The organism is Catellatospora bangladeshensis, from assembly GCF_016862575.1.
In the GTDB taxonomy this organism is placed as follows: Bacteria; Actinomycetota; Actinomycetes; order Mycobacteriales; family Micromonosporaceae; genus Catellatospora; species Catellatospora bangladeshensis.
Genome location: NZ_BONF01000010.1, coordinates 142,277 through 154,561 on the forward strand (window position 1 = coordinate 142,277; position 12,285 = coordinate 154,561).

Annotated in this window: 10 protein-coding genes; 2 read left to right on the forward strand and 8 right to left on the reverse strand. The window is 73.9% G+C overall.

All coding sequences use genetic code 11. From position 1 onward, the window contains the following. Positions 1-124: 124 nt before the first annotated feature. The gene (locus tag Cba03nite_RS40265) at positions 125-1,408 is read left to right on the forward strand and encodes a helix-turn-helix domain-containing protein (protein WP_203744441.1); all 1,284 of its coding nucleotides are present in this window, start codon (positions 125-127) and stop codon (positions 1,406-1,408) included. On the opposite strand, the gene Cba03nite_RS09915 is transcribed toward Cba03nite_RS40265, so the two are convergent. The 8 genes from Cba03nite_RS09915 to Cba03nite_RS09950 form a co-directional block, all read right to left on the reverse strand. Then, entirely contained in the window at positions 1,375-3,087 is a 1,713-nt protein-coding gene (locus Cba03nite_RS09915; RefSeq protein WP_239125609.1) for a S9 family peptidase, read from the reverse strand. The genes Cba03nite_RS40265 and Cba03nite_RS09915 overlap by 34 nt on opposite strands. A gap of 216 nt (positions 3,088-3,303) precedes the next feature. Beyond that, positions 3,304-4,326, reverse strand: coding sequence for a YeiH family protein (locus Cba03nite_RS09920; RefSeq protein WP_203744445.1), 1,023 nt, complete (start codon positions 4,324-4,326; stop codon positions 3,304-3,306). A 73-nt stretch (positions 4,327-4,399) separates the two neighbouring features. Next, positions 4,400-5,956 (reverse strand): long-chain-fatty-acid--CoA ligase, encoded by a 1,557-nt coding sequence (locus Cba03nite_RS09925; protein ID WP_203744447.1) that lies wholly within the window; start codon positions 5,954-5,956, stop codon positions 4,400-4,402. Then, positions 5,953-6,531: an RBBP9/YdeN family alpha/beta hydrolase gene (locus tag Cba03nite_RS09930; protein WP_203744449.1), complete on the reverse strand. Its 579-nt coding sequence runs from the start codon at positions 6,529-6,531 to the stop codon at positions 5,953-5,955. Before Cba03nite_RS09930 ends, Cba03nite_RS09925 begins: the two co-directional genes overlap by 4 nt. Then, the gene (locus Cba03nite_RS09935) at positions 6,528-7,859 is read right to left on the reverse strand and encodes an MFS transporter (protein WP_203744451.1); all 1,332 of its coding nucleotides are present in this window, start codon (positions 7,857-7,859) and stop codon (positions 6,528-6,530) included. Before Cba03nite_RS09935 ends, Cba03nite_RS09930 begins: the two co-directional genes overlap by 4 nt. A gap of 115 nt (positions 7,860-7,974) precedes the next feature. Further along, positions 7,975-9,027: a beta-keto acid cleavage family enzyme gene (locus Cba03nite_RS09940; RefSeq protein WP_203744453.1), complete on the reverse strand. Its 1,053-nt coding sequence runs from the start codon at positions 9,025-9,027 to the stop codon at positions 7,975-7,977. A gap of 26 nt (positions 9,028-9,053) precedes the next feature. Next, entirely contained in the window at positions 9,054-9,956 is a 903-nt protein-coding gene (locus Cba03nite_RS09945; protein ID WP_203744455.1) for a TauD/TfdA dioxygenase family protein, read from the reverse strand. A 42-nt stretch (positions 9,957-9,998) separates the two neighbouring features. Next, on the reverse strand, positions 9,999-10,988 hold the full coding sequence (locus Cba03nite_RS09950) for a quinone oxidoreductase family protein (RefSeq protein ID WP_203744457.1): 990 nt from the start codon (positions 10,986-10,988) through the stop codon (positions 9,999-10,001). Positions 10,989-11,158: 170 nt separating this feature from the next. Between Cba03nite_RS09950 and Cba03nite_RS09955 the strand changes: the two genes are divergently transcribed. Further along, positions 11,159-12,184: an AraC family transcriptional regulator gene (locus Cba03nite_RS09955; RefSeq protein ID WP_203744459.1), complete on the forward strand. Its 1,026-nt coding sequence runs from the start codon at positions 11,159-11,161 to the stop codon at positions 12,182-12,184. The last annotated feature ends 101 nt before the right edge of the window (positions 12,185-12,285 follow it).

Consider the following 12,285-nt stretch of genomic DNA (forward strand, 5'->3'; position numbering starts at 1 on the left):
GCGGTAGGCGGCCGATGCGGACACGGCCGGTGTCCGCATCGCGGCCCGCCCCGAGGGCGCGCGAACCCGATCTCTGCGTCCACAATCGAGGGTGCAACTTCATCGACCAGGTAGGTGGTGTGTGATGGGCCAGCGGCCGCGTGAGCTGGAGCCGACCAGGTCTCCGCTGCACTTCTTCGGCGCGGAGCTGCGGCGCCTGCGGGAGGCGCGCGGCCTGTCGCAGGCCGGGCTCGGCCGGCTGCTCTTCCAGCACCGCGACCTGGTGCGCAAGGTCGAGACCGCGCAGCGGATGCCGAGCGAGGAGTTCGTCGGCCGCTGCGACGACGTGTTCGGCGCCGACGGCGCGCTGCGGCGGATGTGGCCGATGCTCGCCCGCGAGGCGCGGCTGCGCCGCGGCGGCGACCCGCAGGGCGGCGGCTACCGCGCCGAGGTCTCCGACCAGCGGGCGCTCGACTGGCTGCTGTCCCGGCAGCGGCCCGGCCGGCGGCGCATGGAGACGCAGGCCGGCCGCCACGCGGAGCTGACCTTGCGCAGCATCCGCGAACTCGACCACGCCTGCGGCGGCGGCGCCGCCTACTCGGCGGTGGCCGGGGTGCTGGAGGACGCGTTCGACGAGGTGTTCGCCACCAGCCCGCAGGTGGCCGCGGGGCTGCTGGAGCTGGCCGGCTACGAGGCCGTCGACATCGGTGCGGACGGCCTGGCGCAGCGGCACTACCTGCGCGCGCTCGACCTCGTCACCACGGACGGGGACCGCCTCTACGGCGGCTACCTCGTCGGCGTCAGCCTCGGCCACCTGGCGCTGCACTGCGGCGACAGCGCGCAGGCCGTCCGCCTGGCCGGCGCCGCGCTGCACGGCACCGCCCGCCAGGCCGGGCCGGGCGTGCGCGCCGTCCTGCGGACCGCCCTGGCCCGCGCCCACGCCCGCCGGGGCGAGGAGCGGGCCTGCCTGACGGCCCTGCAGCAGGCGGACGCGGACCTGGCCCGCCGGTGCCGGTCGGACGAGCCGAGCTGGCTCGGCTACTTCGGCGAGGCCGATCTCGCCGACGGCAAGGCACACTGCTACTTCGACCTCGGCCGTTACGAACTCGCCCGGGACGAGGCGATCCGGGCGCTGCGGCTGCTCCCGCCGTTCCGGGTGCGCCGCCGGGCGATCGACGCCGCGCTGCTCGCATCGAGCCTGGCCCGGACCGGCGACGTGGCGCAGGCGTGCGCCGCGGGGCGGCTGGCCGTCGCGCAGGCGAGCACCACGGTGTCGTTCCGCGCCAAGCACCGGGTCGCGCTGATGATGGCGGAGCTGCACCCGTACGCCGACCTGCCCGAGGTGCAGGACCTGATCGAACGCGTGCGGACCTCGATGCCCTCGCCCGCGGTGTATCACCTGGCCGCGCGCGCCAGGACGGACCGGTAGGCGGCCAGCTCCGCCAGCGCCGCGGCACGGGCAGCGGGCCCGGTCAGGTAGTGGCCGGTCCCGGGCAGCTCCAGCAGCCCCTGCAGCAGGCCGCGCCCGGCGAGGGCCGCCGCGAGCGCCGTCACGTCCGCGACGGGCGCGACCGGGTCGTCCGTGCCGTGGACGAGCAGCGCCGGCGCGGTGAACCGGGACGCCCGCACCGCCGCGTCCGGGTGCGCGAGGACGGCGGCGTGCGGGCGCTGGAAGCGCGGCGCGGTGCGGCGCCACCCGGCGGGGTCGACGATCGCCGAGCGGGCAGTCGCCATCGCGAACGGGCCGGGCTCACCGACGGCGCGCAGGGCCGTGTAGCCGCCCGCGCTCGCTCCCGAGACGAACACGGCGCCCGGCCGGGCGCGGCCCGTGTCGAGCAGGTGCCGTGCGACGGCCCGGCAGTCCGCGACGTCGGCGATCCCCCACCGGCCGTCCAGCGCCTTGCGGAACGCGCGGCCGTATCCGGTGCTGCCGCGGTAGTCGACGTCGGCGACCGCGAACCCGTGGCCGGTGAAGAACTGCACGTCCTCGTCGAGCCGGTACGCGCTGTGGTGGGTGGGCCCGGGGTGCGGCCGCACGATCAGCGGCGCGGGGCCTGCACCGGGCGGCGGGTAGTACAGCGCGGTGACCTGGTCCGCGCCGGAGCCGACCCGGATCACCTCGGGCACGGCGAGGTGCCCGGCGGGCCGCTCGTGGGAGCGGATCACCTCCACCCGGCCCGTGCCGTCGGTGGCGACCAGGGCGATCTCCGGGGCGCGCACCGGTGAGCCGCCGATGACGGCCACCCGGTCGCCCACCGTCGCCAGGTAGGGCTTGAGATGGGTGTACGGCAGGCCGGCCAGCCGCTGGGCACCGTCGGCCTCGACCAGCACCAGGCGGTGTTCCGGCCCCGACTGCGCCGTGATCGCGAACCGCCCGCCCGGGAGGAAGGTGTAGTTGGCGTAGTCCAGCTCCCAGGGCGCCGCGGCGTTCTCGGCCGCCATCGGCGCGACGGGTTCGGCGCGTCCCGCCCGGTGGCGGTACAGGTTCCACCAGCCGGTCCGGTCGGAGAGGAAGTAGAGGCAGCCGTCCGGTCCCCAGCGCGGCTGCACCGCCGACTCGTCCGGGCCGCCCGCCACCCGCACGGCGTCGCGGAGCCCGTCACGGCCGTATGCCGCCGTCCACACCTCGCTCGCGTCCCACGGCATGACGCCGTCCGCCCAGCGCGTCCAGGCCAGCCGGCCGCCGTCGAGGCAGGCCGCGCCGAGGAACGGGGACTCGGTCAGCACGGTCTCGCCCGCACCCGCCGGGTCGACGGCCACGAGCTGATCGTGGGTCGCGGTCTCCCGTACGCCGAGCAGCAGCCCGTCCCCGCTGCTCAGGCCGCCGTGCGGGTATGGCGAGGCGGTGAGCCGGCGGCCGGATCCGGCGTGCCACACCTGCCCGTCGGGCTCGCGTACCACCCAGACGTCCGCGCCAGCCACGGCGTACGCGCCGCCGCCGTAGGCGTGTACCCGGCTGCCGACCGGCAGCGCACCGAGCACCGTCCCGCCGGACAGGGACCAGGTCGCGACGACGCTGCGGCCCGCGTCCGGCACGCTCTCCACCCAGTGGAGACCGGCCGGTCCGGCGGCGAGGCTGTCGTATGCGGCTGCCGTCCCCTGGCTCACCGGCCCATCCGACCACAGCGCGGGGCGCCCGGCGAGCCGCACCCATGCGGACCTGCCGGCGGTCCGCATGGCCGGTCTGGCGCACCGGCGCGCGGTGCGCGTGAATGGATCGCGAGGCCCCTGCCGCCGTGGCGCGCACCGCTGCGGGCAGGCGCCGGGGCGGGCCCGGTTTCCATCTCCCATGGCGGGCCCGCCCGCCACGCGATCCGCCGACGGTCAGCCCGGCACCAGGTGCAGCACGCCCACGAGCGCGACCCCCGTGATGAACAGCGTCGACACCAGGGCCGCCGCCAGCAGGCGGCCGCTGCCCCGCAGCAGCGAGGCCAGGTGCACCGCGGCGCCCATCCCGAACATCGCCGCGCCGAGCGCCGCCACCTGCAGGTGGCCGATCCAGCTGAGCGCGGCGGGCGGCAGCAGCCCGGAACTGCGCAGCGCCACGCAGCCGAGGAAGCCGAGCACGAACAGCGGCACCAGCGGCGGCCGCCGCGTGCCGGTCGCGGCACCGGACGACCGGAGCCGGCGCAGCGCGCTGACCGTCGCCACGACCGGGGCGAGCAGCAGCACCCGGGTCAGCTTGACCACGACCGCGATGGCGACCGCCGCCGCACCGGCGGGCCCGGCCGCCGCGACGACCTGGCCGACCTCGTGCACCGCGGCCCCGGTCCACACGCCGAACTGCGCCTCGCTCAGCCCGAGCGGCTCGCGCAGCAGGGGAAACGCGATCAGGGCGAGCGTGCCGAAGAGCGTGACCATCGCGACGGCGGCGGTGACGTCCTCCTCGTCGCCGCCGGCGGTGGCCTCCATGGCGGCGATCGCGGACGCGCCGCAGACCGCGACGCCGGTGCCCAGCAGCAGGCTGCGCGCGGCGCCCAGGCGCAGGCGGCGGCCCAGCCAGGCCGTGCACAGCAGCGTGCCCACCAGGGTGGCGGCGACCAGTGCGACGACCGGCGCGCCGAGCGCGGCCACGGCTGCGAACGACACCGAGCAGCCGAGCAGGACCACGCCCGTACGCAGCAGCTTCTTGGTCGTCCTGCCCAGCTCGGCCCGGCCGGTGCGCGGCAGCAGGTTGAGGTTGGCGGCCGCCACGCCCAGCGCGACGGCCCAGGTGAGCACGCCGATCTGGGGCACCAGCAGGTGGCCGAGCACCGCGCCGCCCAGTCCCGCGGCCAGCGTGAGCGTGGACGCGAGGGCCGGGGTGCGGCGCGGATGCGCGGCGGGGGCCAGCAGCCCGGCGGTCACCACGGCCACCGCCCCGGGCCGGGCGGGCGGCACCACGCGGGGTGGTGCCGCCTGGACCCGGTGAGCGTCGCGCTCACCGGCCCGCCAGTTCGCGCTTGAGGATCTTGCCGGTGGCGGTCATCGGCAGGCTCGGCACGAACTCGACCAGGCGCGGGTACTTGTACGACGCCATGCCCTCCCGGCACCAGGCGATCAGCTCGTCCTCGGTGAGGTCGGCGCCGTCGGCCTTGATGACGTACGCCTTGACCTCCTCGCCGTGGCTGTCGTGCGGCACGCCGACGACCGCGGCCAGCGACACGGCCGGGTGGGTGAGCAGGACCTCCTCGACCTCGCGCGGGTACACGTTGAAGCCACCGCGGATGATCATGTCCTTGGCCCGGTCGACGATGTAGTAGAAGCCGTCCTCGTCCCGCCGGGCCAGGTCGCCGGTGCGGAACCAGCCGCCGGACAGGACTTCCGCCGTCGCCTGCGGCCGGTTGTAGTAGCCCTTCATCACGTTGTGCCCGCGGATCGCGATCTCGCCGACCTGGTCGGCGCCGTCGATCGTGTTGCCGTCGGCGTCGACGAGCTTGAGCTGCACGCCCCACACCGGCACCCCGATCGAGCCCGGCCGCGGCTCGCGCTCCGGGTCGCTGAAGGTGGCCAGCGGCGACGTCTCGGACAGGCCGTAGCCCTCCAGGATCTGCACGCCGAAGCCGTCCTTGAAGCGCTTGATGATCTCGACCGGCAGCGAGGCCCCGCCGGACACGGCCACCCGCAGGTTCGCCGCGATCTCGCTGACGTCGGCACCGTCCAGCGCGTTGAGCAGGCCCCAGTACATCGTCGGTACGCCGGCGAAGAAGGTGATCCGCTCCCGACGCAGCGCCTCGACCGCCTGCTTCGCGTCGAAGCGGGGCAGCAGCACCAGCGTCGAGGCGACCGCGAACCCGGCGTTCATCTGCACCGTCGAGCCGAACGAGTGGAACAGCGGCAGGGTGACCAGGTGCCGGTCGTGCCCGGTGGCCAGCGAGCCGAAAAGCCGGTTGCCGGTCAGCGCGTTGAGCACCAGGTTGCTGTGCGACAGCTCGGCGCCCTTGGGCTTGCCCGTCGTGCCGCTGGTGTACAGGATGACGGCGGTGTCCGTCTCCTTGGTGTCCGCCGTGTCGAACGTGGACGGCCGCCCGGCCAGCGCCTGGCCCAGCGTCTCGGCCCCGGCGATCGGCGACTCCGCGCCCGGGTCGGCGGTGATCAGGAAGAACTGGCCGCAGCCGCCGTCCTGCTGGAAGCCCGCGTGCCCCTCGGCGCCCATCGGCAGCTCGGCCGTGCCCTCGAAGCAGAAGTACGCCCGCGCCTCGGCGTCGGCCAGGTGGTAGGCGATCTCCCGCGCCTTGAGCAGCACGTTCAGCGGCACTACGACGGCGCCCGCCTTGAGGATGCCGTAGTAGACGATCGGAAACCACGGCACGTTGGGGCAGGACAGCGCGACCCGGTCACCGGGCCGGATGCCCCGCTCGGCCAGCAGCTGCGCCACCTGGTTGGCCGCCGCGTCGACCTGCGCGTACGTCAGCCGGGTGGCGCCGAGCACGACGGCGTCGCGGCCGGGGTGGCGGCGGGCGCTGTCCTCCAGCAGGGTGGCCAGGTTGAGGGTCATCGGGGGTCCTCCATGGTGCGCAGTTCGTCGATGAGCGGATGGACTCCGGGCCACTCGCCGTAGCCGGAGGCGGGGTTGAGGTGGCCGACCCGGCCGAGGCCGTGCCAGCAGCTGCCCCAGGCGGCGGCCAGCGCCCGGACCCGGCCCGGCTCGCCGAGCGGGTCGTCCGCGCTGGCCGCGACGATGCTCGGGAACGGCAGCCGCTGCCGCGGGATGGGCACCCAGCCGTGCTCGCGCAGCGTGCGCAGCGACGGGTACTCGGCCGGCAGCGGCAGGGCCAGGTCGGGCGGGGTGGCCAGCAGCGCACCCCGCACCGTCCCGGTGTCGTGCCGGGCGGCCCAGTGGACCGTGGCCAGAGCTCCCGCGCTGTGCGCCACGATGATCACCGGGCCGCCCGCCGCGGCCACTGCCTCCTGCAGGGCCGCGACGCGGTCGTCCAGGCTGGGGTTCTCCCGGCCCAGCGGCTGGACGGACCGCACGTTCGGAAGGGTCGCGGCGAGCCGGGTCTGCCAGTGTTCGTCCACGTGCCCGCGCAGTCCGGGCACGGTGACGATCACGTCCGCGACGTCGGTCATGCCTCGCCCTTGGCGGTGCCGCCCACGCCGGCGGCCGCGAGCCGCTGCAGGCTGGACGGGTAGGCCCGCCTGCCCAGGTACAGGAAGACGGCGGCGGCGACGGCGACCAGCGGCACGTAGCGCATCGCGGTCTCCAGCCCGAACCGGTCGGCCAGCGCGCCCGTGATCAGCGGACCGGCGGCCAGGCCGAGCAGGTTGTTGAAGAAGGTGTAGATGCCGAACGCGGTGGCCCGGATCGACTCGTGGGTGAGCCGGGCGACCATCGCGCCGGTCGGGCCCGTGGTCCCGGCGGCGAAGAAGCAGCCGGCGGCGAGCAGCGCCATCTGCAGGCCACCCGGGGCGACGGCGAAGCCCACCCCCAGCAGGACCAGCGAGGTCAGCGCGAAGGCGATCGCGGTGTTCCACTTGTGCATCGGCTTCGTGCGGCTGAGCCGGTCGGTGATCATGCCGCAGCCGACCATGCCCGCGCCGAGGATCAGGATGAAGATCGCGGCGACGCCGCCCGCGCGGTCCGGCGCCATGCCGTACGCCCGGTTGAGGTAGCTGGGCAGCCAGGCGAACAGCGAACCGGCGATGAACAGCTGGAGGCCGCCGCCGATGTAGGCGAGCACGACCGCCGGGGTGGAGAACAGCGTGGACAGGCGGGCGCGCTGCCCGGCCGCCAGCGCGGGGCTCTCCCCCGCGGGCTCGGGCACCCGGTGCGCGTCGAGCTTGCGCTCGCTGATCATCGCCCGGTAGAGCACGGCCAGCACCAGGCCCAGGATGCCCATGATGGCGAACGCCCAGCGCCAGCCGAACTGGACCGCGAACACGCCGCCCAGGGCCACGCCGAGCACCGAGCCGAACGAGCCGCCGGCCATGAACGCGCCGGTCAGCGAGGCGCGCCGGTGCGGGGCGAACACGGCCAGCACCACGGCCAGGCCGACGCTGCCGTACGCGGCCTCACCGAGGCCGATCAGGAACCGGGCGAGCAGCAGCTGCCCGTACCCGGCGGCCAGGGCCGAGCCGACGGTGGCCAGGCTCCACACGATCGCCATGATCACGATCGAGTTGACCCGGCCCCAGCGGTCGCCCAGCAGCGACAGCGGCGCGGCCAGGATGCCGACGGTCAGCGCGACGATGCTGGTCAGCGAGCCGAGCTGGGTGTCGGTGAGGGCCCACTCCGTCTTCAGGAACGGGAACACCGCCGACAGGACCTGCCGCGACATGTAGTCCGACAGCAGCAGCGCGAAGGTGAGCGTGAAGACCGCCCACGGGAAGAGCCGGGAGGTGGTGCGGGTGGCGGCGGGCGGCGCGATGGCGACGCCCTCGCCGGTCTGCAGTGCCATGATGCTCCAAACGGGATGTCCGGCCGGCGCGGGTGAGAGGAACGCGGCGGCATGGGGGAGGACGTGGGGTGCGACGACCGCACCCCACGGATGGAGATCTGCTCTTTGTTACGGGTCAGGCGTGGAAGGTGAACCCGACCTGGCCGGGCTTGCGGTTGGGCGCGAAGCCGAGCTTGGCCAGGGCCTCGTCGGCGGTGTCCCAGTACTCGCCGATCTTGTAGATGTCGCGGGCCTCCTTGCCGTCCGCGACGCCCCGGCCCAGCTCGCCCGCGATCCGGACCAGCTGCTCGATCGCCTGGACCGAGGTCTGCTTCTCGCCCTTGCGGGCCCACAGGTTGTCCTCGTTGCCGCAGCGCGTGTGCAGGCCCATCGCGATCGCCATGGTGTTGATCGGCAGCACGTTGCGCATGATCGCTTCGAGGGTCAGGCTCGCGCCGTCCGGCACCTGGCGGATGAACTCCATCATCGAGTACGGGGTCGGGCTGTCGAACCCGCCGCCGATGGCCACCCAGGACACGTTCAGCGGGCCGGTGTACACGCCCCGGCGCACCAGCCGCTCCACGGTGTGCAGCTGCGCCACGGTGGCGAGCTGGAAGTGCGGCTGGATCCCGGCGGCGCGCAGGCGGCGCAGGTGCTCCTCGACCCAGGCCGGCTCCGCCGGGACGACCATGTTGCGGTACGCCTCGTACAGCGCGGGGCGCTCGAACGAGGTCCCGGCGATGTCGTCGGCCGTCATCAGCTCGACGATGTTCATCTGGTTGGTGTTGATGGCGATGGTGACCTGGTCCGGCGCCGGGTCGAGGTTGGCCAGCATGTGCCGGGCCTCGTCCGCCAGCCACCTGGCCTCCTCGCCCTCGTTCTCCGGGGCGAACGAGATCGAGCCGCCGATCTGCAGGATCATGTCCGGCACGGCCTCGCGCAGCCGGCCCAGCAGCTCGTTGAACTTCGACAGCCGCTTGGAGCCCTTGCCGTTCAGCTCCCGTACGTGGATGTGCAGCACGGTGGCGCCCGCGTTGTAGCAGTCGACCGCGGCCTGCACGTGCTGGTCCATGGTCACCGGGATGTCCTCGGGGAAGTCGCCCGGCTCCCACTCCGGCCCGTACGGCGCGGCGGTGATGACGAGCTTCTCCTGGTTCTCCGGGAACAGCGAGTCGTCGAGGAAGTGCATGGGGGTCTCCTTCGGTGTCGGTCGGCTCAGAACGTCTTGTCGCCGATGACCCCGGCCCGCTCCATCTTTCGGACCGCGGGCCAGTAGTCCTGTACGGCGTAGTGCTGGGTGGAGCGGTTGTCCCAGATCGCGAAGCTGTTCTTGGTCCAGCGCCAGCGCACCTGGTACTCCGGGATCGCCGCCTGGCGGATCAGGTAGTTGAGCAGCTCGCTGCCGCCGGGGGTGTAGTCGAAGCCGAAGCGCACGCGCTCCGGGGTGTGGAAGTTGGTCAGGTGCGTGGTGAACGCGTTCACGAACAGCACCTGCTCGCCGGTCTCCGGGTGGGTGCGCACCACCGGGTGCTCGGCGTCGGGGAAGCGCTCGTGCAGCGCCAGCCGCAGGTCGAGCGGCATGTTGGCGCCGAAGCTGGCCTCGATGCTGTGCCGGGCGCGCAGCCCCGCGATCCGCGCCTTGACGTCGTCGGGAAGCCGCCGGTACGCCTCGGCCATGTTCACCCAGATCGTGTCCCCGCCGACCTCCGGCGTCTCGACGCAGCGCAGCACGCAGCCCATGGGCGGCGCCTCGCGCCAGGTCGCGTCGCAGTGGTACGCGTTCTCGTAGTGCTCGGCCGGGCTGTCCAGGTCCTTGTAGATGCGGACCAGGCCGGGGTGGTCGGGGTCGCTGCCGGCGACCGGGTGGTCCTCCAGCGGTCCGAAGCGCTCGGCGAGCGCGACGTGCTCGGCGCGGGTGATGTCCTGGTCCCGCAGGAACAGCACCTTGTACCGCAGCAGCAGCGCCTTCAGCTCGGCGAACAGCTCGCCGTCGCGCGAGGCCTCGGCGAGGCTGACGTTGCGCAGCTCGGCGCCGATGTGCACGGTCAGCGGGTGCACCTCGATCGTGCTCTGCCGCCGCACCGGTGGGGCCGGCTCCGTATCGTCGATGATCTGCATGGACCTCTCCTCACTGTCTGATCGGCTGGGGGTGGTGCGGCGTCAGCGGCCGGCGGATTCCAGGTGGAAGACCGAGGAGCCGATGCTGCGGCCGGATTCGAGATCGTGGTGGGCGCGCACCGCGTCCTCCAGGGCGTACCGCTGGTTGATCTCGATCTTGATGCGCCCGGCGGCGACGTGGCTGAACAGCTCCTCGGCCAGCTCGGCGCGCTCGGCCGGGTCGGCGATGTAGTCGGCCAGCGCGGGCCGGGTGACGAACAGCGAGCCCTTGATCGCCAGCTGCATGGCGTCGATCGGGGGCACCGCGCCGGACGCGGTGCCGAAGCACACCAGCAGCCCGCGCCGCCGCAGCGAGTCCAGCGAGCGCTGGAAGGTGGTCGCGCCGATGCTGTCGTACACGACCGGCACCCCGGCCCCGCCGGTCAGCTCGCGTACCCGCGCGGCGACGTCCTCCCGGGGGTAGACGATGGTGTGCGTGCACCCGTGGGCCTTGGCGACCTCGGCCTTCTCGTCGGTCGACACGGTGCCGATCACGTCGATGCCGAGCAGGCGGGCCCACTGGGTGAAGATCAGGCCGACCCCGCCCGCGGCGGCGTGCAGCAGCACGGTGTCGCCCGGGGCGAGCGGCGCGATCCGGCGCAGCAGGTAAGCCGAGGTCAGGCCGCGCATCGTCATGGCCGCGGCGGTCTCGCAGGCGATCGCGTCCGGCAGCTTGATCAGCGGCGCGACGTCCATCACCCGCTCGGTGCTGTACGCGCCCAGCGGGCTGCCGGTGTAGGTGACCCGGTCGCCCACGGCGAACCCGTCGACCCCCGCGCCGACCTCCTCGATCACACCCGCGGCCTCGACGCCGAGCCCTGCCGGCAGCGCGCTCGGGTAGAGGCCGCTGCGGAAGTAGGTGTCGGCGAAGTTCAGCCCCACCGCGAGGTGGCGTACCCGGACCTGGCCCGGCCCGGGCGCGCCGACCTCGACCGCCTCCCAGCGCATCACCTCGGGTGCGCCGTGCTGGTGGAAACGGACGGCCTTCGCCATGATCGGCTCCCGGAGGGTCGGGGGCCGGTTCAGGCCCCGATGCCTTGCCGGGCGCCCCGTGCCGCCCGGCCTACCTGCTGTGATGGCGGCAACAGTAGGCGTGAGCGGGGCCACATGCTATACATCGTGGGACAGCTTTCTTACCCCTACGGGACATTCGGGAGCCGGTTTTGGGCCCTTCTCTCCGCTATGCGTCGCTGAGCGGTTATCTGGAGCTGTCCCAGTCGCTCGGCCTCGACCCGGCCGAGCTGATGCACGGCGTCGGTCTCGACGTGATGGACCTGGCCCAGCCCGACAAGTGGGTGCCCGCGGGACGGGTCGCCCGGCTGCTCGAACTGTCCGCCCGCGAGTCCAGCCATGACGACTTCGGCCTGCGCCTGGCCGAATACCGGCGCGCCTCGACCATCGGGCCGCTCAGCCTGGTGCTGCGCGCCGAGCCGACCCTGCGCAGCGGGCTCGACCTGCTGATCCGCTACGAGCACAGCTACAACGAGGCCATCCGCATCCGGCTGACCGAGTCCAACGGCCTGGCCACCCTCCGCACCTGGTTCGAGTTCGGCGAGCCCGCACCCTCCCGCCAGGCGGAGGAGCTGGCCGTCGCGGTGCTGTACGCCATCCTGCGCCAGTTCCTCGGCGCGCAGTGGCAGCCGCTGGCGGTGTGCTTCGCCCACCCGGCGCCCGCGGTCCTCGATACGCACACCCGGCTGCTCGGCGGCCGGCTGCAGTTCGGGCACGGGTTCAGCGGCCTGGTCCTCTACTCCCGCGACCTCGACGCGCCGAACCCGGCCGCCGACCCGGCCGCCCGTGCGAACACGCCCGAGCTGCTCCGGACGCTGGCCGCGCCGCGGGGCGCGTCCACCGCCGACCGGGTACGGGAGATGGTCGAGGTGCTGCTGCCCACCGGGCGGTGCGCCGCCGACGAGGTGGCCCGCGCGATGGGCGTGGACCGCCGCACCCTGCACCGCCACCTGGCCACGGGTGGCGAGACGTTCACGTCCATCGTGGACGCCACCCGCGCCGGGCTGGCCGAGCGTTACCTGTCCAACGACCGCTACCGGCTGACCGAGATCTCCGAGCTGCTCGGCTTCGCCGCGCCGAGCGCGTTCTCGCGCTGGTTCCGCCTCCAGTTCGGCGACAGCCCCAGCGGCTGGCGCCGCCGCCGCTCCGACCTGTCCCCGGCCGGCACCACCGGCTGAGCCCGGCCGGTGGAAGATCGGCGTCTCGTGTCAGAAAGTGCAGTCCAGCACTGCATTTCGACACGAGACACCGATCTTCCCCCAATCCGCAGACTCCACCG